This window comes from Paenibacillus sediminis (assembly GCF_017873765.1).
GTDB lineage: Bacteria > Bacillota > Bacilli > Paenibacillales > Paenibacillaceae > Paenibacillus_AG > Paenibacillus_AG sediminis.
Genome location: NZ_JAGGKP010000005.1, coordinates 155,767 through 177,644, shown reverse-complemented (window position 1 = coordinate 177,644; position 21,878 = coordinate 155,767). Strand labels below are relative to the sequence as shown.

Here is a 21,878-nt window from a genome sequence, read left to right as displayed (position 1 = left end):
AGTTGGTCTCCCTTCCGGTAAATGTATCTTTAAATCATACTTGAACAAACCTGAAAAAGTAAAGCACATTTGCTTGTATTCATTGTAGCACATTTATATTCATAAATACGAAAAGAACCGGTCGATATTGGGCCGGTTCTTCTATAACGATATGATTAACACCCCGTACAAAGCGGAAGTGAAATAATAAATTCCGTACCGATGCCTTTTGTGCTGTCGACGGAAATGACTCCGCCGTGATTTCGAATGATTCGATAGCTGACAGAAAGCCCGAGTCCAGTCCCCCCTTCTTTTGTTGTGAAGAACGGATCGAACAGATGTGCAAGTGTATTCGGATCCATTCCGCGACCGTTATCACGTATTGATATTTGAACGTATTTTTTATCCGCTTTCAATTTTATTTCGATGAAGCCATTTCTCTCTCCGTCTAGTTCATCAATGGCGTCCATCGCATTTTTAACAATATTCAAAATAACCTGTTTTATTTGTTTCACATCAATCGAGACATATAGAGGGCTGCTTTCCTCTACTAGAACGATTTGGCAGCCTGTCATCAACGCTTCGCTCTCAGTGAGAAGAATAACTTCCTTCAATAAGGAATGAACAGACACGATTTTCTTCTGCGGTGCCGAAGGCTTCGATGAGTTAAGAAACTCATATATGATATCATTGGCCCGGTCTATTTCAGTTAATATAATTCGGGCATATTCATCTTTCCCCAGCTGCAGTAAATGCGGACGAAGCAGTTGAATGAACCCACGAATTGCAGTTAGCGGATTACGAATTTCATGAGCAATGCTGGCTGAAATTTTACCTAACGTAGCCAGCTTATCATTGCGGTATGCCGTTTGCTCGATCTGTTTGTAATCGGTAACATCCTTCATACTAATTAAAAAATCGCCATCCATCTGGTCACCATACGTTACAGTAATGAGCCAATGCTGACCGCTCTCATCAATGAGTTCATGGTATCTTTTGCGCTGAAAAATCGTTTCTCGATAAATTTTAATAATTTTCTTTTTCTTAAACCGATTTAAATCTGGATTTTGTAATATTTGCAACAGATTGCATCCGTTCAGAGCTACTCTCGGCATCTCTAGCAGTTTAGCCATTTGCATATTGATAAACGTAAGCACGCCTTCGCTGTCAAACAACATAATAGCGCTGTCTAGCTGCTGTAAAATATTTTCATACTTATTTTTGACGAGTTGAGTAGAAGTAAAAGAATCTACGGGTTGTAGGGATACTTCGAACTCATTAAGCACGCTCTTCTCCCCCTTTATTCATTAATGATGCATCGACGTTTATAACATCAAATCATTATGTAGGGAATGCAAAAATCCTCTGGATACTTCGGGATCTTCTTTCGCCTAGAAAGGGAAATCGTGCTGTCTACTCTTTACTATATAAGTCTATTGTTATGATAGTCATTTGGTAGTATCCAAGTCAATCAGAGATACTGTCGAATTTTGTTAATTTTAATAAGTATTGTTAAAAAAAGAAACAAAAAAATAGTCCCCTATCGGAGACTATCTTATTTTGCTGCTTTTTTGTTTTAATTTTAGTTTTCGTTGGCTCAGCATAGCTAGTCGCTTTTTAAGCTCGCCTTCCCATTTCTCATCCTGGATTTGCTTGGCGATACTTAGTAAATCAAGTCCCATATCAATTTGGCTTTGAACCATCTCGAATGGATCTTCATTCTCATGATTTACACAGTTCTCGAAGATCGTATCTTCATCCTCAAGCACATAATCCTGAAAATCAATTTCGGAGGCTCCGTCACCATGTGCGTATTCCGCCAATATTTCATATTCGTTTTCGACTTTATAATGAACCTCCACCCGGTGGCATACCGGACAAAAAAGCAGGGGAACATTGTGGACTTGAGTACGATAATGCTTCAAGGTTCCCTTCGTTCCAATCATACTAGCCCCGCAGCAAAAACTCATACCAGTTCGCCCTCCTTTATAAATAATTTCGCGTGATGATGACTATCCTTAGCAGTTCTCTTTATGATTTCCTATAACCTATTCGAGTTTGCGTGATCAAATTCCTGTTTGTTAGTTTAATTTTAGCAAAAAATCCCCTCACCCGCACGAGAGCGGAAAAGGGGACCTCATTAAATCAGCAACTATTATTTAGCAACCAAATTTTTGTCGCCTGGTTTCCAGTTCATTGCGCAAAGACCGCCGGATTGAAGTGCTTGAAGCACACGAAGTGTTTCTTCAACGCTGCGACCTACATCATTATGGTTGACAACTTGATATTTCAATTCGCCTTCTGGATCGATGATGAATAGACCGCGAAGAGCCACGCCTTCTTCTTCGATCAATACGCCGTAGTCACTTGCTACTTTTCTAGTGATATCGGAAGCAAGCGGGAAGTTAACAGGTCCAAGACCGTTATCAGCTGGTGAAGTGCGAACCCATGCACGGTGACTGTGAACAGAATCAGTGCTTGCGCCCAAAATTTCTGTATCCAATTTTTTAAACTCTTCATATGCTTCGCTCAAAGCTGTGATTTCAGTTGGGCATACAAATGTCCAGTCAAGTGGCCAGAAGAAGAATACAAGCCATTTACCGCGATAGTCGGACAATTTAACAGTTTTGAATTCTTTACCGTCACCAGTTACAGCTTCCATTGTGAAGTCTGGAGCGGGTTTTCCTACTAAGCGTTGTGCCATGATCGTAAATCCTCCTTTATTATGTAAGAAAAACATGAAGTTTGTAGTTTTTCTTGTCTAATAAAATAATATTGTGTCTAAAATTGTACAAAAAATGTACAATTGAAATGTTATCATCGAGACTATAATAAGTCAAGATTATATCAGTTATTTTTTTATAATAATTATAAATAAGAAAATTCAGTGAACATAATCCCTTTTTTCGTTACTGCTTTTTAATAGCTGCAACGATGAGATTGCCCATCTCTGTTGTGCTGATCGCCTTACTCTTATCGACTGCAATATCGCTTGTTCTATGGCCTGCATCAAGCACTTCAGCTACAGCCGCTTCAATGGCATCCGCTGCGTCTGCATATCCGAAAGTCATACGCAGCATTAGAGCTGTAGACAGAATCGTCGCAATTGGATTTGCAAGTCCTTGTCCTGCAATATCCGGTGCAGAACCGTGCACGGGCTCATATAATCCAAAGCTGCCTTCCCCTAAGGAAGCAGAAGCAAGCATCCCAATCGAACCTGTAAGCATCGCTGCTTCATCGCTTAAGATATCTCCGAACATATTTTCAGTGACAATGACATCGAAACTCGAAGGTCTGCGCAGAAGCTGCATCGCACAGTTGTCGACGAGCACATGCTCAAGTTCAACGTCTGGATATTCAGGAGCAACGCGGTTCACCACTTCACGCCATAAACGGGATGTTTCAAGAACGTTCGCTTTATCGACAGATGCTAATTTTTTACGGCGTTTTTGTGCAATCTCGAACGCTTGGCGCACAATTCGCTCTACTTCCGCTACATTATACACACAAGTATCTACCGCTTCTTGTCCTTGTATACCATCTCTTCTAAATTTATCGCCGAAATAGATACCGCCCGTCAACTCGCGGACGACGATTAGGTCAGTTCCTTCAAGCACTTCAGGTTTTAAGGTGGATGCATCCTTCAAACAATCGAACACAACGGCAGGACGTAAATTGGAGAATAGTCCAAGCGCCTTGCGAATACCTAGAAGACCTGTCTCTGGACGAAGCTCCTTTGGATTGTTGTCCCATTTTGGACCGCCGACAGCACCTAACAACACAGCATCCGCTGATTTACACACGGCTAATGTTTCTTCCGGCAGCGGAGTTCCTTTCTGATCAATTGCGATCCCCCCGAACAAAGTGTGTTCTGTCTTAAACCGGTAGCCGAAAACCTCCTCCGTACGTCTCAATACTTTTTCGGCCTCCGCCACAACTTCTGGTCCAATACCATCGCCTGCAATAACTGCAATTTTCTTAACTTCCGTCATGCTTCCCCACTCCTTAAATTTAATATTTTCTCGCGCTAATTCTATAAATCAGTTGTAACATACAGAGAAACCATTTGACCAAGATATAGAATCTATGACCTTAATAGGTTCTGTCTATAAGACAGTAAAAAACAAGCCATCAGGATGATCCTGACAGCTTGCTTTAATAATGTATAGATGTATGAATTACAGACTTACGCGATCACGTTTGCTAAATGTTTTCCGCTTCTCAATAAGCTGGTTGAGCGCATCCACATATGCTCTCGCACTAGCCTCTAAAATATCGGTGCTAAGTCCGCGGCCTTGAACGGCAACGTCATTTTGGGAAAGGACGACGTGTACTTCACCGAGCGCATCCTTACCGTGAGAGACAGATTTAATCGAATAGTCGGAAAGCGTTACTTCTTCTGTGCTTGCTCTATCAATCGCATTGTAGATGGCATCAACTGAGCCGTTGCCTTCCGCTTCTTCTTCGATGATATCGCCCGCAGCAGTGAGGATGCGAACTTTCGCAGACGGAATAGATTCGTTGCTATAAGACACATAGATCGCTTCTAGCTTGAACACTTCAGGTGTATCTACCAGCTTCTCTTCAAGCAGTGCCAGCAAGTCTTCATCCGTTACATCTTTTTTCTTATCTGCCAACACTTTAAATTTAGCGAATGTTTGATTGAGCAGCTCATCCTCAAGGTCAAATCCAAGATCAATCAATTTTTCACGGAAAGCATGACGTCCTGAATGTTTGCCAAGCACAAGCTTGCTTTCTTTAAGACCAATCGTCTCTGGCGACATAATTTCATAGGTTGTTTTCTCCTTAAGCATGCCGTCTTGATGAATGCCGGATTCATGCGCAAATGCATTCGCGCCAACGATTGCTTTATTGCCTGGAACAACCATACCTGTCAGCTTGCTTACAAGACGGCTCGTTCGTGCAATTTCAGAGAGAACCAAGGAAGTCTTCGCTCCGAAAAAGTCTTGACGCGTCTCAAGCGCCATCGCCACTTCTTCAATCGCGGTATTCCCTGCCCGCTCACCAATCCCGTTAATCGTGCCCTCAATCTGATCTGCACCGTTCATAATGGCAGCAAGTGCATTCACCGTAGCCATTCCTAAATCATCATGACAATGTGCGCTGAGCTGAACATTTTCAATACCTGGAACTTGTTCTTTCAACGTTTTGAAAATGTTCCCGTATTCATAAGGCGATAAATAGCCTACCGTGTCCGGAATATTGATCACTGTCGCTCCTGCGCGGATCGCCATAGCTGTCACTTCACATAGGAAATCAAGCTCAGTACGTCCTGCGTCTTCTGCTGAAAATTCAATCTTAGAGAAATATTTCTTCGCATAACGGATAGCCGCTTCCGCATTTTCAAGCACTTGCTGCTTATCCATCCGCAATTTGTATTGCCTGTGAATGGGTGAAGTTGCAAGAAATAGGTGCAGGCAAGGATCTTGTGCTCCTTGCAACGCTTCACGAACTGCATCAATATCTTGCTGTCTTGAACGAGAAAGTCCAATGATCGTCGCATTCTTAACAGCACGCGCTACAGCATTCACTGCCGCCAAGTCACCCGGCGACGCAGCAGGAAATCCTGCTTCAATACGGTCCACACCGAGCTTCTCCAATTGATGAGCAATCTCCACCTTTTCCCTTGTGTTCAAATTGACACCCGGTGATTGCTCTCCATCCCGAAGCGTCGTATCAAAGACATAAATCTTTCGCATGGCTGCACCTCCCTAAGATTGTCTTTATCCCAACACCGCTTTAAAGGATGTTAGTGGGCGGATGAGATAAATCCACTTCTTTCATTCTATTCTCATAAAAGGAATGTTATTATTTCTTAATCCAATGCATTAATTCACGAAGCTGAGCCCCAACCACTTCGATCGGATGATTCGCTTCGTTACGACGAGTAGCTGTCAAGAATGCACGGTTTGATTGATTTTCCAAAATAAAGTCGCGAGCAAATTTACCTTGCTGGATATCAGACAATACGTCTTTCATTGCTTTCTTCGTTTCTTCAGTCACAATGCGAGGTCCAGTTACATAATCGCCGTACTCAGCAGTGTTGCTAATGGAGTCACGCATGGTTGCCAGACCGCCTTCATAGATCAAATCTACGATAAGTTTCAGTTCATGCAGACATTCGAAGTACGCCATTTCTGGAGCATAGCCAGCTTCTGTTAAAGTTTCAAAACCTGCTTTAATCAGAGCGCTCACCCCGCCGCAAAGCACCGCTTGCTCACCGAATAGATCGGTCTCTGTTTCTTCACGGAATGTCGTTTCGATAACCCCTGCACGTGTGCAGCCAATTCCTTTAGCATATGCTAGACCAATTTCTTTTGCTTGGCCTGTTGCATCTTGTTCTACTGCAATGAGTCCAGGAACGCCAAAGCCTTCAACATATGTGCGGCGTACCATGTGACCTGGAGATTTAGGAGCTACGAGTAATACGTCGTTATCTTTGGAAGGAACGATTTGCCCAAAGTGTACGTTGAAACCGTGCGCGAACAGAAGTGCAGCACCTTTTTTCAAGTTTGGTTCAATTTCATTTTTGTATACTGACGCTTGTGTTTCATCTGGCATAAGAAGCTGTACAACGTCTGCGCGGCGTGTTGCTTCTGCAACAGACAATACTTCGAACCCGTCTTCTTTAGCTTTTTGGAACGACTTACCCTCACGGAGACCGATGACTACATTAAGACCACTATCACGTAAGTTTTGTGCATGCGCATGTCCTTGGCTTCCATAACCGATAATTGCGATTGTTTTCCCTCTTAATACGCTTAGTTCTGCATCTTGTTCATAGTACAATGTAACTGCCATGTTTAAAGTCCTCCTTTTAGTTAAACCCTTCATAATGAGCGGGTGTTTCAAAGGACCAGCCGGTCTCCAATCAGAGTTCAGCGAAAATCCCTTCAAACACCCGCTCATATGCGGGCATTTGAATCATTTCGTTTTAGCTGAAGTTATGTGTTAACCCCGAATCATTGCAGTCGCTCCAGTACGAGAAAGCTCCCGAATGCCGTAAGGTTTCATAAGCTCAATCATTGCGTCGATTTTTTCTGTATCTCCGATCACTTGAACCATCAAGCTATTGCTGCCGATATCAACAACAGAAGCGCGGAATGTTTCCACGACGCCCATGATTTCAGGTCTTTCTGACGCCCCTGCATTCACCTTAATGAGCGCAAGTTCGCGGGCAACCATCGGCTTGGAACTAAGGTTAACTACCTTAATGACATCGATCAATTTATACAGTTGTTTTTCGATTTGCTCAAGCGTATTGTCGTCACCCAGCGTAACGATGATCATGCGAGATAATCCTTGTTCCTCCGACTGTCCAACAGTAATGCTCTCAATGTTAAATCCGCGGCGGCCGAAGAGACCCGAAACTCGCTGCAAAACACCCGGCTGATCATTCACTAGAACGGAAATCGTATGTCTCGTCGTCATCATTCACAATCCCCCATTACCATTTGATCAATGGTAGAACCTTGAGTTACCATCGGATAGACGTTCGCATCTTTATCAACCACAAACTCTACCACGACTGGCCCTGGTGTATTAAGCGCTTCTTGCCACGCGTCTCTCGCTTCTTCTTTCGTCGTTGCTCGTAATCCTTTTACACCATATGCTTCAGCCAGTTTTACGAAATCTGGACTTCCAGCAAGATCGATATGGCTGTAGCGATTATCATAGATAAGCTCTTGCCACTGGCGTACCATACCAAGTACTTGGTTGTTAATAATGACAATTTTCACCGGTATGTTATTGATCGCACATATGGCCAGCTCTTGCGCGCACATCTGCATTCCGCCATCACCGTTTACTGAGATGACTAGACGATCCGGAAAAGCTTTCTGCGCACCGATCGCAGATGGGAATCCGAAGCCCATCGTACCTAGTCCTCCAGATGTAATCAGTGAACGCGGTTGATTAAATTTGTAATACTGCGCCACCCACATCTGATGCTGACCAACGTCGGTAGTCACGATCGCTTCGCCGTTTGTCGTCTTATTAAGCAGTTCGATAACCCATTGCGGTTTGAGCTTATCATCGGAGTCCATATATTTGTATGGCTTCTCCGCTTTCCATTTCATAATTTGACTTCTCCAAGCATCTGCTTTATCAGATCGTTTCACTTCCTGATTCAGCAGTTCAAGAACGACTTTCACATCGCCGACAATCGGAATATCCGTGTTGACGTTTTTACCGATTTCTGCTGGATCAATATCGATATGAACGACTTTAGCTCTTGGAGCGAATCCATCAATTTTCCCTGTAACCCGGTCATCAAAGCGAGCGCCTAGATTAATGAGCAGATCCGCTTGCTGAATAGCATGGTTCGCTGTATAAGTGCCGTGCATGCCTGGCATGCCCATCCAAAGGTCATGACCGCTTGGAAAACCGCCTAATCCTAGAAGGGTGGTTGTAATCGGAATTTCCGTTCGTTTAACAAATTCATATAATGCTTCATGAGCCCCTGAATATACGACACCGCCGCCTGCCAAAATAACAGGTCTCTCCGCTTCGGCAATCGCTTGAACTACCTTATCAAGCTGGAGTTTGTTAGGTACAACCGTCGGATTATATCCTCGTATATTCACAGACTTCACAGGTTCAAAGAGCGACTTCTCTGCAGATACATCCTTCGGAATATCAATGAGCACAGGCCCTTTGCGTCCTGTTGAAGCAATATGGAAGGCTTCGTGTATGATACGCGGCAAATCTTTAACATCCCGAACTAAGTAGCTATGTTTCGTAATTGGCATCGTTATGCCCGTAATGTCCGCCTCTTGGAACGCATCTGTTCCGATAAGACTCGTCGCTACATTACCGGTAATGACAACAAGTGGAACGGAGTCCATATATGCTGTTGCAATACCAGTCACTAGATTGGTCGCCCCAGGACCCGAAGTAGCGATACACACGCCTACTTTACCGCTTGCTCGTGCGTAACCGTCAGCTGCATGAATGGCGCCTTGCTCATGACGAGTCAGCACATGCTGAAAATCTTCAAATCCATACATTGCATCGTAAATGTATAATACGGCGCCGCCTGGATATCCAAAGACACATTCCACACCTTCCAAAAGCAGGCTTCTAAGCAATATTTCAGAGCCTGTAATGACTTCTGGTTTCATCCATTTCTCACGTAATTGTTCTGTCGATCGCACTTCTGGAGTTTGCGCGTTCATAAGTTCATCCTCCTCCCAAAAATTACATTTTGCTTACACCTGGAAGTAACAAAAAAACCTTTCATCCCAAGAAACAGGATTATCCTATTTCGAGGGACGAAAGGTTTGATCTTCCGTGGTACCACCCAATTTTGCTCAGACACTTTGCAGTGACAAGCCTTAGCGAGTAAAAGAAATGTACCTTCTACTCAAAGTCTGTAACGTAGACCGTACGATTTTCCCTAATAGGACAAATGGTCTTTTCAGGAAAACAGCTCCGAGGTGAGCTCGTATATAAGGGATTTTGATGGAAGTCGCAGCAGTTCCTTCCACTCTCTGAACAAAAGAGCCCTTAAAACTTCGTCCTCATCATTGCCGATGAATATTTCGTTAAAATGTTATGAACATTATATGACTCATCCAAATCATAAGTCAATTACTTTTTTCATAATTTTTTACTTCATAAGAGCATTCTTCCGTTTCCTTCATATGATGAATTAATGCGGGTCGATACGCCCTGCAGGAAGGGAGGAATTTGCGATATGATCCGTTATCGAAGACCGAAACAAGACGATCCTGTTATTATTCGGTTGATCGAAACCGAACTTGTCCCGTTATCTCATTTGCCGAAAGATGAGCTTATGAAGATTAAGAAAGATTTACCTAAACGTCTAAGCGGCGGTGTAACACTCGTTGCATCGAAACAATATGAGTCGGGCGCCATCGGTTTTGTGCATTTTATGCTGCATGGTGATCTTTTATACATTGATTTGATGGCTGTCACACCCGCCGAACAAGGTAAGCGACATGGCAAAATGCTGATGGCACATGCAGAAAATTTTGCTTGTTCCCGCGGGTGTATACGTGCCAAAGTAATGGTCGATGCAGGTAATGAGCAGGGCCACTCATTTTATAAAAAAATGGGATATTACACCGTGCGTTTCATCCCTCAAACCCAATGCTTTGAGCTTGAAAAAATGCTTTTCCATCGCAAGGCTGTTTATTAATAGAATCCACCGTAACCGTAACCATAGCCTGGATAACCATAACCGTAGCCGCCATAACCATAACCGCCATAGCCATAGCCTGGATAACCGTATGCAAAAGGTGAAGTGCCGATGGCGAGCAAATCAAACAAAACAAGAGGTACTATCGCTTTCGTATGGGCCTTTTTACTATTCTTTTTCAAAATAAGACGATTACCAGAGATGCGAAGCAGCTTGCCAGTCACAACGCTTCCGTCTTTTTTCAACGCATAAATTGTTTTGCCCACAAGCTTTTCGGCTTGTTTCTTGTCAACTAACCTCTTCATATAATCCCTCCTCCAAAATTGTTCATTTCATACTATTCAAAAGTCTAACAGGAGGTCTGTATATTAGTCCTACTCAAGGAAGTTAAGGCACAACTCAAGGAAGTTAAGGCACATATGTGGGATTTCAATAAAAAAACTGCAGTATGGGTCGAAAAATCATTCAACCAACACTGCAGCATTTTGCGTTCTTCTATATCATATTTGCTAGCGTTTACTAGGATCGTATGGTTCACCGAGTGAAGATGGAGCCTTAGAACGTCCAACAGCTCCTGCCAACACGATGATCGTAAGCACGTAAGGAATCATGAAAATAAATTCTTGCGGTATATTCTGGGACCAGTCAAACAATTGAACATAGTTCCGGATTGCCTGCGAGAATCCAAAGAACACAGCAGCTCCAAACGCACCAAGCGGATTCCATTTACCAAAAATCATAGCAGCAATCGCAATATAGCCTTGTCCGGAAATTGTATTGTGAGCAAATGTGCTTGTTGTCGTAAGCGTAATCGTCGCCCCGCCAATACCTGCAAGCGCGCCGCTCAGCATAACCCCGATATAACGCATACGCAGCACTTTAACGCCTAAAGTATCTGCGGCACTCGGATGTTCACCTACTGCTCGAAGACGAAGTCCAAACGGAGTTTTGTATAATACATAATACGTAACTGCCACCAGTACAAAAGCTAAATACGTTGTCGGATAGGAATTGAATATTCCTTCCCCGATCACTGGAATTTTAGACAAGAACGGAATGGCAAACTTATTGAAACCTTCTGTAATAAGCGGGCTCTCCCCTGAACCGTCAAAAATCAATTTAACTAAATAGAGTGTACTGCCAGTTGCTAAAAAGTTAATAACGGTACCGCTGATCGTCTGATCCGCTTTAAATGTGATCGAAGCGACGGCATGAATGAGCGAACCCAATACGCCAATAATAATTGCGGCGATGACCCCAATCCAAGGTGATAATCCGCCTAGCCCAGCCTCTTGAGCGAAATAGGTTGCGACTGCAGAACCGAAAGCTCCGAAAACCATCAGTCCTTCAAGCCCGATATTAATAACCCCTGAACGTTCTGAGAAAATACCGCCCAGCGCGGTAAAGATAAGCGCAGTTGAAAATACAAGCGTCGTATTGAGCAATTGCCCGAGTGTGATCAGATCCATTTACAACACCTTCTCTTTCTTGCGCTTGCCATAAAAAGGTCCCAGCACCCAGCGCACGATTCCCTGAGCTGCAATGAAGAATATGATTGCGCCAATAACGATTTTAACCAGTTCAGGCGGAACGTCGGCACCAAAACTCATTCCAGCAGAACCATAGGTTAATGTTCCATACAGTATAGCGGCTAATAAAACACCAAACGGATTGTTCATACCAAGCAAAGCAACAGCGATTCCGTCGAACCCGTATCCTGGGGAAGATGCAAACACACTTTGATATTGGAATACGCCAAGCACTTGAAACGCCCCAGCTAAACCAGCAAAAACACCGCTTATAAACATCGTTTTAATAATGTTGCGGCCTACATTAATACCGGCATACCCCGCCGCATTCGGATTGAGTCCTACTGCACGCACTTCATAACCTTGCTTCGTTTTCCAAAGATAAACATAGAAGAACACTACCGCTACTAAAGCGATTAATGTACCCCAGTGGAGTCTAGCATTTCCGAATATTCCTGTTAAGAAATGAATAGAGATCGAAGCAGTAGGCGCTATATTCTCAGACTGCTGCGTTCCTGGTACTAGCAGAAAATGATTCACGACGTAGTTCGCCCCATAGAAACCGACCCAGTTCATCATGATCGACGTAATAACTTCGTTGATGCCGCGCTTCGCTTTTAGAAAACCGACGATCGCAGCCCATAATCCGCCAAATAATCCACCTGCAATCACAGCAAGCGGTGCATGAATATAAAATGGCAACCCTGTAAACTTAATGCCTACAAATGTAGCCGCAGTCATCCCAATAAGGAGCTGCCCATCAGCACCGATATTAAATAGGCCTGCACGGAATGCAAAAGCGACAGCAAGACCAGTCAGAATAAACGGCGTCATTTCACGGATTGCTTCACCAAAGTCATACATGTCCCCAAATACTTGAGTAAATAGCGAGGAATATGCAAGAATCGGGTCATAACCTCCGACAAGCATAACGATCGCACCAACGAAAAGCCCCATAATGACCGCAGCCACAGGAACGATATAATTATCTAGCGTAAATATTTTCCGAAATTTATCCACGATCATCACCTACCCGTTTCTTGCTGCCTGCCATCATTAGACCGAGCTCTTGATCGTTAGTCTCTTCAGGCAATACCTCACCAACGATTTTCCCTTCGTAAATGACGGCGATCCGATCAGACACATTCATAATTTCATCAAGTTCAAAAGAAATGAGAAGGACTGCTTTACCTTGATCGCGCTGAGCAATTAGCTGCTTCTGCACAAACTCAATCGCCCCAACATCTAGACCGCGAGTCGGCTGAGCCGCGATAAGGAGTTCCGGGTTCTTATCAATTTCACGAGCAATAATCGCCTTTTGCTGATTACCGCCTGAAAGCGAACGTGCTTTTGTCTCAATACTAGGTGTCCGAACATCAAATTGCTCTATTAGTTTTTGAGCATTATTATTAATCGCTTCCGCATTTAAGAAACCGCCTTTGTTGTAAGGAGGCTTATAATAGGTTTCGAGCACTAAATTTTCGCTCACAGTAAAATCAAGTATCAAACCATGTTTATGGCGGTCTTCTGGTATATGAGAAACTCCTTGTTCCGTAATTTTACGTGGAGGTAGATTGCTGATTTCTTTGCCCAACATCATTATTGAGCCCTTATCAATCTTACGAAGCCCTGTAATGGCTTCAATTAATTCACTTTGTCCGTTCCCATCAACACCGGCAATCCCTAGAATTTCTCCTGCTCTCACTTCGAAACTAAGTCCGCTCAGCACAGAAATACCGTCTTTGTTCTTAGACACAACATCGCTTACTTTAAGGACTGTCTCACCAATGGTTGGAGCCTTCTTATCCACTTTAAAGGTTACGTTACGGCCCACCATTTTCTCAGCCAGATCACTAGGCGTTGTCTCACTTGTTTTTACCGTATCGATCACTTTACCTCTGCGGATAATCGTTACTGTATCTGAAATTTGCATAATTTCCTTAAGCTTATGAGTAATTAGAATAATCGACTTCCCTTCGGAAACGAGCCGTTTCATAATATCCATAAGCTCAGCAATCTCTTGCGGTGTTAGAACAGCTGTTGGTTCGTCAAAAATCAAAATGTCGGCGCCGCGATAGAGCGTTTTAATAATTTCAACACGCTGCTGCATACCTACGGATATATCTTGAATTTTCGCATGCGGATTCACTTGCAAACCGTACTGCTCTGACAGTTTTGTCACTTGTTCCGCTGCCGACTTATAGTCGATATTGAATCCTTTTTTCGGCTCCATACCAAGGATAATATTTTCTGTTACGGTAAAAGGCTCTACAAGTTTGAAATGTTGATGAACCATTCCAATTCCTAGCTCTATAGCTTTATTCGGGCTATCAATGACTACCGGTTTACCGTTCACTTCAATGCTTCCTTCATCGGGTTGATAGAGTCCGAACACAATATTCATTAGAGTCGATTTGCCTGCACCGTTTTCTCCGAGCAGAGCGTGAATCTCGCCTTTGTGCAATTGCAAGCTAATGGAGTCGTTCGCGACGATGCCGGGAAAGCGCTTCGTAATTTGCTTCAGCTCAACGACAGGGGTCGCAGCATTCATGAGATCACCCTCACCTAGTTTATTAGTAATTAAGTATTAGACGTAAGAACAAGGCCAGTTAATTAACTAGCCTTGTCGTTTTTGATTTCGTACTTATCTATACTGCATTTATGTGTTTAAAAACCGTAAACTGCCTTAAGCATTATTCAGCAGGTACTTTGATTTCTCCACTAATAATTTTTTGTTTGTACTCTTCCACTTTAGCAAGAACATCTGCTGGAACGTTTTTCTTCGATGTGTCAGGAAGTCCTACACCGTTTTGTTTCAAACCAAGCACTTCCGTCTTACCGCCTTGGAATGTTCCGTCGATCACTTCTTGAGTTACTTTCTTAACAGCCTCGTCTACGCGTTTAACCATAGATGTCAGTGTTACATCATCACCAAATTCAAGGGATTGGTCTTTATCTACACCGATAACCCATACTTTGCTTCCGCCTTGTTTGTTGCGGGATGTTGCTTCGTTGAACACACCGTTACCTGTTGAACCTGCAGCAGGGAACACAATGTCAGCGCCATCATTATATAGAGTAGCTGCCAGTGACTTACCGATATCGGGTTTGTCAAATGCACCTGCATAAGTGATTTTCACTTCGGCATTAGGGTTTACTGCTGCAACACCTGCTTTAAAGCCTACTTCGAAGCGTTTAATAACTGGGCTTTCCGCTCCGCCGATAAAACCAACTTTGTTGGTCTTCGTCATCATACCTGCAACAACACCAACTAAGAAAGAACCTTCATTCTCAGCGAATGTTACCGACTGAACATTTGGAGCATCAACTACACTATCGATAATTGCAAGCTTCGAATTTGGATTCTCTGTAGCAACTTGTTTAACAGCATCGCCAAGTGAGAAGCCGATCCCCCATGTCAAGTCATAGTTGTCTTTAACAAATTTATTGAGATTAGGATTGTAGTCTGAATCTGATTTACTTTGCAAATATTTAATGTTTATACCTTTATCTTTATTAAGTGCTTCTAAGGCTTCCCAAGCAGATTGGTTAAACGATTTGTCATTTACCCCGCCTACGTCAGTTACCATACCAATTTTGATACCTGATTTGTTGCTAGAACTGCTCTTGCTTCCGCACCCTGCTAGGATTACGGACATAGCAAGAACCATGACCAAAGAAAGCTTGAATACCTTGTTCATCTTAATCCCCCTTATTTGTTTAAATATACTTGTAACCCTCTTAAATCATTCAATATCTACCGCAGAAAATCCTTCAAAAATAACAGAATGGAAAAAATTAATTAGAATTCACCATAATTCGCCATTTCGATCCACCGCATTCATAACATATTTTAGTAATATTGTGAATGATCTTTCCGAATAATTGCGAATAATATTATTAATCATATACTAAATCCCCTATTACTCTATAAAGACAAAAAAATAAGGCTGCCCATCACTGGGCAACCTTATTTGTATAAAGTATAAGCTTATTAAGCGTTAATTTTTTCTTTCGCTGCATTAGCGATAGAGTTAAATGCATTGATATCATTTACCGCAAGATCAGCAAGCATTTTACGGTTGATGTTGATACCTGCAAGTTTCAAACCATGCATCAATTTGCTGTAAGAAAGTCCATTCATACGAGCTGCTGCATTGATACGAACGATCCACAATTTGCGGAAGTTGCGTTTTGTTTGACGACGGTCACGGTATGCGTACACAAGGGACTTCATGACCTGTTCTTTTGCAGTTTTAAAAATGCGATGTTTAGAGCCAAAGTAACCTTTAGCAAGTTTCAATACTTTTTTATGACGACGACGAACAACGAATCCGCCTTTAACTCTTGCCATTATAAAATACCTCCTAGTATGTTAGTTGTTCAATTATTTGATATTAGCTAGACCTTGTTTCAAACGTCTTACATCTCCAGGAGCCATAACAGGGTTAGATCCAAGGACACGTTTTGCACGTTTGGATTTGTGGGACAACAAATGGTTTTTGTAAGCTTTGAAGCGAGTCACCTTACCAGTTCCGGTAATTTTAAAGCGGCCTTTCAGGCTGCTGTGTGTTTTCATTTTAGGCATTGTATTTCCTCCTCTTAATTTTTAGGTGCCAAAATCATGATCATGCTGCGACCTTCCAGTTTAGGTACACGTTCAACCGTTGAAATCTCAGCAACTTCATCTTTGACGCGTTCCAAAATTTTCTGGCCGATATTCGCATGAGTGATCTCACGACCACGGAAACGCACGGAGCATTTCACTTTGTCACCGTCTTTTAGAAATTTGATTACATTGCGAAGCTTCGTTTGGAAATCGTGCTCTTCGATGTTAGCGCGGAACCATACTTCTTTGATATCAACGATTTTTTGATTTTTACGAGCTTCTTTTTCTTTCTTCTGTTGTTCATAGCGGAACTTGCCGTAATCCATAATCCGGCACACGGGCGGTTTAGCGGTTGGAGCCACATTCACTAGATCCAAATTCAAATCAGCAGCCATTTGCAGCGCTTCACGAATCGGTTTAATGCCGATTTGTTCACCTTCCGGCCCGACTAAACGAACTTCCTTAGCTCGTATTTCCTCATTGATCAAATGTTCCTTACTGATAACTCTCCACCTCCAAATGGTTAAACAATTTCCCCTCTCGTTAGAGGAGCATATGATTACATTCGTAATCTTAAAAATTAAAAGGGATGCAGGTCTCATCAACCCACATCCCTAAGATCATCATTCTACATGAAAGTAACATTCATTAATGATCGGATTTAGGACCAGCCAACATTTGTATTGGTCAGGTGAGAAGCGGGCTTCTGCTTAACAATCCTTATTCGTATTACATACTTAATTAATATATCATCTGATTATATTCAAGTCAAGTCATTAAATTAACCTTTTTGTACTTCTTCCAATCTGACGACACGCGTATGCTTCGTATGACTCCACGTTTTATTGTTTTGAGTGAAGAATGCATAGAACGTAATCGGCCACCATGAAAGCAGGTACAGAGGGAACAAGATTAAATAAGCGTATACCTTCTTAAATGTAACTTTCTCTAATATAAGTGAAGCTGCAAAAGTAAAGACATTCGCAGCGATAGCTACAAAGCCAGCCCACGCAGGCAAATAACTGTATAAATTCGCTACATTAGGTCCCTTAAAGAAGGCAGTATCAATCCAGATAAAAGCCGTCAACAAAAACGTAATAAACACGATGTATACGTTCAAGCCATACAAAGCCATATCCAGTTTTACAATACTTCTCTCTTTAATGCTCTTCCAGAACAGCGGGAAGAAATATTTGCGTGCCACTGTAAAATGGCCTTGCATCCAGCGTAAACGCTGGCGAGCAGACGCTTTAAATGTAAGCGGCTTTTCATCAAAGAGCTTCGCATCATAGTTGAACACCGGATGAACACCGCGTTCTACACAGCGCATTGTAAATTCCAAGTCTTCGACCAAGCTTGTTGCACCCCAGCCCATTTCTTTAAGAAGCTCAGTCTCGAACACCATGCCTGTACCACCAAGGAAGTTCGCCATCTTCAAGTTTTGGCGGGGCAGCTGCCATAGGCGGTTACAGTACCAGTAAGAAATACCGTATGCTGCCGTAATCCAAGAGTCCTCTGGATTTTTGGTATCAATGTACCCTTGAATAACACGCGCGCCCGAGCAAAGATCGTTATTAACTTCTTTCAAGAAATCAGGATGAGCTAAGTTATCCGCGTCAAACATCACGATCGCATCGAATTGACGAGGCATTTTCCAAAGTTCCTTAAGCATCCATTCAATCGCATAACCTTTACCGCGCTGATTGGAATTGACACGAATGCACGCATTCATGCCGTGGCTTCTTACTACATCTGCCGTACCATCTGTGCAATTATCACAAATAACGAACACTTCATACATTTCTTTCGGATAATTAAGCTGCTTCAGGTTTTCCATCAGCGCTCCGATTACTTTTTCTTCGTTATGCGCTGCAACTAACACAGCGAACGTTTTCGTTGGCGGGAAATGTTGTTTTTTCTTATTCCTGCGCAAACCAAACAAAGAGAACACAAATTGATATACACCAATCACTGCCAAGAACACTTGTAGTGATATAACGATGGCGTCTAACATGTTCCTCTGTTACCCCCTTTTTTGACCCCACATTTTTTTCTTTTCTGTCTTTTCTCTAATCTTTTTCTAATGTGCCCCATTAAAAATCATTTTTACAGTATACTACTTACTGTCACCAATGTCTAAACTGCAAATACAACATATCGATTTTCTATAGTTTTCATCCTTTTGTCAAAACTCTAAAAAGTTCTTCTAATGGAGTATTTGGCAGTTATGTCGACTTATCAGGTCTATCCTTCCTCATTCGCTAACCTGAAGGCGGTTAGTTCTTATTTTCATCCATTTTCTTAATTTTTATTTCATGAAACTTCTGTTTTTGTGAATAAACAACTTATAATTTGTGATCTATATTCATTAAACGACGAAAACATGGAAAAAGTTTTGCAAAAAGTTTTTACAAAAAATTTTATTAAATTTTAATGTTTATTTGTTATGATGTGAGACACGGTATACCATTTCGATTCATTGTTCTTGAAAAGGTTATAAATTCAACATATGATTAAGCTAGCCCATTTAGGGAGGAATGACATGCCGGGTTTATTCTCGAAACTGTTACGTCTAGAACATCAAATTTTTGTATGGATCAACGGGCGATTACACAATCGTTTTTTAAATTTTTGGCTATACTACGTAACATATCTAGGAGGAGCAACGTTTACTATTGCAGCCAGTTTATTGATCTGGCTATTTGCTCCCGCGCCTTGGAAACAAATTGGACTTCAGGCATTGGTCGCTCTGTCTGTAAGTCATATCCCTGTAGTGATTGCCAAAAAATTGTATCCAAGATTAAGACCTTATTTAGCTTTTCCCGGCACGAACACATTTCGTAATCCATTAAAAGATCACTCTTTTCCATCAGGACACACAACTGCGATTTTTTCTGTAACCGTCCCGTTTATGGGGCTAGATCCGATATTGACTGCAATATTAATTTTTATAGCGTTCAATGTAGCCATTTCTCGGATATATTTGGGTTTACATTACCCGTCTGACGTATTGGCTGGAGCAACCATTGGTTCCTTAGTCGCTTTTGGAACAGTTGCATTATGGACATAAAGCCGATATGGTTATACTTATGGAGAACATTGCAGGAATAGGTGAAATGCAGTGCGAAAAAAACGAGTGTTAATCTTATCTGAAGGATTTGGGGCAGGACATACTCAAGCGGCATACGCTCTTTCCAGCAGCCTACGTAAGCTCTCCACAAATGTGCAAACTAGAGTGCTGGAGCTTGGAAGTTTTCTGAATCCCAAAGTTGCTCCTTTAATTATTACGGCTTACAAAAAAACGGTGACGAAACAACCTAGACTTGTTCGATTGGTCTATCGCCATCAATATAAAAAATCGCTAAATCGGTTGACGACGCTTGCATTGCATCGGCTCTTTTATACACACACTCAAAATATTATTAAGCAGCTTCGTCCCGATGTCATCGTATGTACGCACCCCATTCCAAGCGCGGTCATTTCTCGTCTGAAACGTCTAGGCTCGCTTAATATTCCGCTTAGTACGGTTATTACGGATTATGATGCCCACGGAACTTGGATTAGTCCTGAAGTAGATTTATATCTGGTATCTACAGGCGAGGTCAAATCGAAGCTGCTGATGCGCGGGGTGAATCCGCATAAGATTCAAGTTACGGGTATTCCAATTCATCCTAATTTCTATGAACATCCAAGCAAGGAGCAAATTCGCGCTACATTTCAATTGAAAGAGATGCCTACTGTACTCGTTATGGGAGGCGGCTGGGGATTGATGGATGATAGTGTCGTTAATGATTTCTTGACTCGGTATCGGGAAAGTGTGCAGATTATTTTTTGTCTAGGCAACAACGAAAAAGCTCTGCGCAAAATGGAAGACAACCCGATGTTCAATCACCCTAATATTCATAAGATTGGTTTCACGCGTCAAGTTGATAAATTAATGGAAGTGTCTGATCTTCTGATTACGAAACCAGGCGGAATGACTTGTACGGAAGGACTGGCAAAAGGAATTCCGATGCTCTTCTATCACCCGTTGCCTGGACAAGAGGAAGAGAATTGTCAGTACTTTACCGCGCAAGGCTGGGGAGAACCGATCAGTTCACTTGAAGTGGTGGAGAAATGGATGGATCAGCTCATTCATCATTATCCAGACATCACGCTTAAGCGTAAGCAGAATCTTGAGCAAATCGCCAAATATTTTCCGATGCAAAGTGCCCAAAGCATTATTGAGTTGCTTGAAGATACAAAGGTGCCCTTCTAACGAAGGGCACCTTTGTTTGTTATTTGTATTTGTTCAGACGACTCATTTCGTAGTTACGGAGAGCCTCTTCGCCAACAATGACTTCACAACGATGGATGTTCATGCCTTGTCCAACAAATTTACTCTCATACTCGGTCATCACATGCTCTTCATTGATACCGTCACGGTGCAAATTCAAACTAATATTCGTCATCTGCAGTCCGAAATCAGCGAATGAATTCAGTGAGAATTCAAACAACGTCTGTGAATCCGTTTTGAAATGAATTTCGCCGCGTTCATTTAATATTTCTTTGTATCGTGCTAAAAATCTAGGGTGTGTTAATCTGCGTCTAGCATGTCTTGCCTTTGGCCATGGATCACTGAAATTGAGGAAAATTCGCTCGATTTCATTAGGGGCAAAAACCTCTTCAATCTGTTCAATGTTGGTCAGCGCAAGCTTTACATTAGGAGGAGTTACCCCTTCTTCTTGCTCATTCCATACAGCTCTCGCCTTCTCACTGGCACGACGTATGAGCTCGTCATACATATCAATTCCAATAAAATTAATATTAGGATATTTAATACTCATCCCGCTAATGAACTGTCCTTTACCCATTCCCAGTTCAACATAAATAGGACGATCGTTGCCAAAAAGCTCTGCCCAACGTCCCTTGTATTGTTTAGGATCCAGAACAACTAAGTCCTTCTGTGCCTCCAAATTTTCTCGAATCCCTTTTTTACCGCGTAAACGCATGTTATTCCTCCGTTTTCATCTTTCCACTGTCTGTTTTCTACTGCACTATTGTGCCTAAGTTTTTCCCAAAAGTAAAGAACGAACAAAAAAGGAACCTTACCGAGCAGGAGGCTGGTAAAGTTCCTTTTTTATATTTGGAATTGGGGTCCAACAACTTTAATTATCTATTAGTCTACATGATTTTTAGGTAAAAAATCAAATGTCTTTTCAAATGCATTGCGAATTTTTCTGCGGGCAGATGCCTCTATTTCTGAGTTACCATGATACTTCACTCCTGTAAGCGCTAACGCTTCATCAGGTGTTAAATCGACCGAAATGACTTCATTCTCGGCCCGAACATAAGAATTCATGTTTATCACCTCACGGTTTTATAATTTCCGAGCGTCACGAAATGATGAATTCTAATGTGGTTGAATTAAATGGTTTAGTTTTGACGCTAAGTTAAATATAACATATCATGTAAGGTATTGCAAGTTGAAAACGCCTGTTATCGAACAAAATGTTGGTATTACAAAGCAGTACGATTCCTTTTTTTTCACGATTTTTGATACAATAGTAAATACAAAACCAATTTCATATTAACGTCT

General features: G+C 42.1%; 22 protein-coding genes. 3 read left to right on the top strand and 19 right to left on the bottom strand.

All coding sequences use genetic code 11. The features are described 5' to 3' along the window. Nucleotides 1–155: 155 nt before the first annotated feature. The 8 genes from J2Z20_RS11885 to ilvB form a co-directional block, all read right to left on the bottom strand. A complete protein-coding gene (locus J2Z20_RS11885) occupies nucleotides 156–1,265 on the bottom strand; it encodes an ATP-binding protein (protein ID WP_209850188.1) in 1,110 nt (369 codons plus the stop codon). A gap of 264 nt (nucleotides 1,266–1,529) precedes the next feature. Continuing rightward, nucleotides 1,530–1,949: a hypothetical protein gene (locus J2Z20_RS11880; protein ID WP_209850169.1), complete on the bottom strand. Its 420-nt coding sequence runs from the start codon at nucleotides 1,947–1,949 to the stop codon at nucleotides 1,530–1,532. Between the two features lie 185 nt (nucleotides 1,950–2,134). After that, entirely contained in the window at nucleotides 2,135–2,683 is a 549-nt protein-coding gene (locus J2Z20_RS11875; protein ID WP_209850166.1) for a peroxiredoxin, read from the bottom strand. Nucleotides 2,684–2,888: 205 nt separating this feature from the next. Then, nucleotides 2,889–3,971 (bottom strand): 3-isopropylmalate dehydrogenase, encoded by a 1,083-nt coding sequence (leuB, locus tag J2Z20_RS11870; RefSeq protein ID WP_209850163.1) that lies wholly within the window; start codon nucleotides 3,969–3,971, stop codon nucleotides 2,889–2,891. Nucleotides 3,972–4,157: 186 nt separating this feature from the next. After that, complete coding sequence (locus J2Z20_RS11865) at nucleotides 4,158–5,699, bottom strand: 2-isopropylmalate synthase (protein ID WP_209850160.1); 1,542 nt, start codon at nucleotides 5,697–5,699, stop codon at nucleotides 4,158–4,160. A 109-nt stretch (nucleotides 5,700–5,808) separates the two neighbouring features. Beyond that, entirely contained in the window at nucleotides 5,809–6,801 is a 993-nt protein-coding gene (gene ilvC / locus J2Z20_RS11860; RefSeq protein WP_209850157.1) for a ketol-acid reductoisomerase, read from the bottom strand. A 150-nt stretch (nucleotides 6,802–6,951) separates the two neighbouring features. Further along, on the bottom strand, nucleotides 6,952–7,431 hold the full coding sequence (ilvN, locus tag J2Z20_RS11855) for an acetolactate synthase small subunit (RefSeq protein WP_209850357.1): 480 nt from the start codon (nucleotides 7,429–7,431) through the stop codon (nucleotides 6,952–6,954). Then, the gene (ilvB, locus tag J2Z20_RS11850; protein WP_209850154.1) at nucleotides 7,431–9,176 is read right to left on the bottom strand and encodes a biosynthetic-type acetolactate synthase large subunit; all 1,746 of its coding nucleotides are present in this window, start codon (nucleotides 9,174–9,176) and stop codon (nucleotides 7,431–7,433) included. Before ilvB ends, ilvN begins: the two co-directional genes overlap by 1 nt. A gap of 521 nt (nucleotides 9,177–9,697) precedes the next feature. On the opposite strand from ilvB, the gene J2Z20_RS11845 reads away from it, so the two are divergent. After that, a complete protein-coding gene (locus tag J2Z20_RS11845; protein ID WP_209850151.1) occupies nucleotides 9,698–10,162 on the top strand; it encodes a GNAT family N-acetyltransferase in 465 nt (154 codons plus the stop codon). Here the strand turns inward: J2Z20_RS11845 and J2Z20_RS11840 are convergent. The 9 genes from J2Z20_RS11840 to J2Z20_RS11800 form a co-directional block, all read right to left on the bottom strand. Beyond that, nucleotides 10,159–10,467 carry a hypothetical protein gene (locus J2Z20_RS11840; RefSeq protein WP_209850148.1) on the bottom strand — a complete coding sequence of 103 codons (309 nt, stop codon included), beginning with the start codon at nucleotides 10,465–10,467 and terminating at the stop codon, nucleotides 10,159–10,161. The genes J2Z20_RS11845 and J2Z20_RS11840 overlap by 4 nt on opposite strands. Before the next feature lie 204 nt (nucleotides 10,468–10,671). After that, complete coding sequence (locus J2Z20_RS11835) at nucleotides 10,672–11,631, bottom strand: ABC transporter permease (RefSeq protein ID WP_209850145.1); 960 nt, start codon at nucleotides 11,629–11,631, stop codon at nucleotides 10,672–10,674. Beyond that, nucleotides 11,632–12,717: an ABC transporter permease gene (locus J2Z20_RS11830; RefSeq protein ID WP_209850141.1), complete on the bottom strand. Its 1,086-nt coding sequence runs from the start codon at nucleotides 12,715–12,717 to the stop codon at nucleotides 11,632–11,634. It abuts the gene before it with no gap. Beyond that, nucleotides 12,704–14,242, bottom strand: coding sequence for an ABC transporter ATP-binding protein (locus tag J2Z20_RS11825; RefSeq protein WP_209850137.1), 1,539 nt, complete (start codon nucleotides 14,240–14,242; stop codon nucleotides 12,704–12,706). The genes J2Z20_RS11830 and J2Z20_RS11825 overlap by 14 nt, the downstream gene beginning before the upstream one ends. A gap of 142 nt (nucleotides 14,243–14,384) precedes the next feature. Beyond that, entirely contained in the window at nucleotides 14,385–15,392 is a 1,008-nt protein-coding gene (locus J2Z20_RS11820; protein WP_209850134.1) for a BMP family lipoprotein, read from the bottom strand. 293 nt (nucleotides 15,393–15,685) lie between these two features. Beyond that, a complete protein-coding gene (gene rplT / locus J2Z20_RS11815) occupies nucleotides 15,686–16,045 on the bottom strand; it encodes a 50S ribosomal protein L20 (RefSeq protein ID WP_209850131.1) in 360 nt (119 codons plus the stop codon). A 33-nt stretch (nucleotides 16,046–16,078) separates the two neighbouring features. Further along, on the bottom strand, nucleotides 16,079–16,279 hold the full coding sequence (gene rpmI / locus J2Z20_RS11810; protein WP_209850128.1) for a 50S ribosomal protein L35: 201 nt from the start codon (nucleotides 16,277–16,279) through the stop codon (nucleotides 16,079–16,081). 14 nt (nucleotides 16,280–16,293) lie between these two features. Continuing rightward, complete coding sequence (infC, locus tag J2Z20_RS11805) at nucleotides 16,294–16,788, bottom strand: translation initiation factor IF-3 (RefSeq protein WP_209850343.1); 495 nt, start codon at nucleotides 16,786–16,788, stop codon at nucleotides 16,294–16,296. Between the two features lie 293 nt (nucleotides 16,789–17,081). Next, on the bottom strand, nucleotides 17,082–18,314 hold the full coding sequence (locus J2Z20_RS11800) for a glycosyltransferase family 2 protein (protein ID WP_209850125.1): 1,233 nt from the start codon (nucleotides 18,312–18,314) through the stop codon (nucleotides 17,082–17,084). A gap of 528 nt (nucleotides 18,315–18,842) precedes the next feature. Between J2Z20_RS11800 and J2Z20_RS11795 the strand changes: the two genes are divergently transcribed. Then, nucleotides 18,843–19,370, top strand: a complete 528-nt coding sequence (locus J2Z20_RS11795) for a phosphatase PAP2 family protein (RefSeq protein ID WP_209850123.1) — start codon at nucleotides 18,843–18,845, stop codon at nucleotides 19,368–19,370. Between the two features lie 51 nt (nucleotides 19,371–19,421). Beyond that, nucleotides 19,422–20,558 carry an MGDG synthase family glycosyltransferase gene (locus tag J2Z20_RS11790; RefSeq protein WP_209850105.1) on the top strand — a complete coding sequence of 379 codons (1,137 nt, stop codon included), beginning with the start codon at nucleotides 19,422–19,424 and terminating at the stop codon, nucleotides 20,556–20,558. Between the two features lie 19 nt (nucleotides 20,559–20,577). On the opposite strand, the gene trmB is transcribed toward J2Z20_RS11790, so the two are convergent. Together trmB and J2Z20_RS11780 are read right to left on the bottom strand one after the other, a co-directional pair. After that, nucleotides 20,578–21,291 carry a tRNA (guanosine(46)-N7)-methyltransferase TrmB gene (gene trmB / locus J2Z20_RS11785; RefSeq protein ID WP_209850101.1) on the bottom strand — a complete coding sequence of 238 codons (714 nt, stop codon included), beginning with the start codon at nucleotides 21,289–21,291 and terminating at the stop codon, nucleotides 20,578–20,580. Between the two features lie 167 nt (nucleotides 21,292–21,458). Beyond that, nucleotides 21,459–21,641: a hypothetical protein gene (locus J2Z20_RS11780; RefSeq protein WP_209850097.1), complete on the bottom strand. Its 183-nt coding sequence runs from the start codon at nucleotides 21,639–21,641 to the stop codon at nucleotides 21,459–21,461. Nucleotides 21,642–21,878 lie beyond the last annotated feature (237 nt).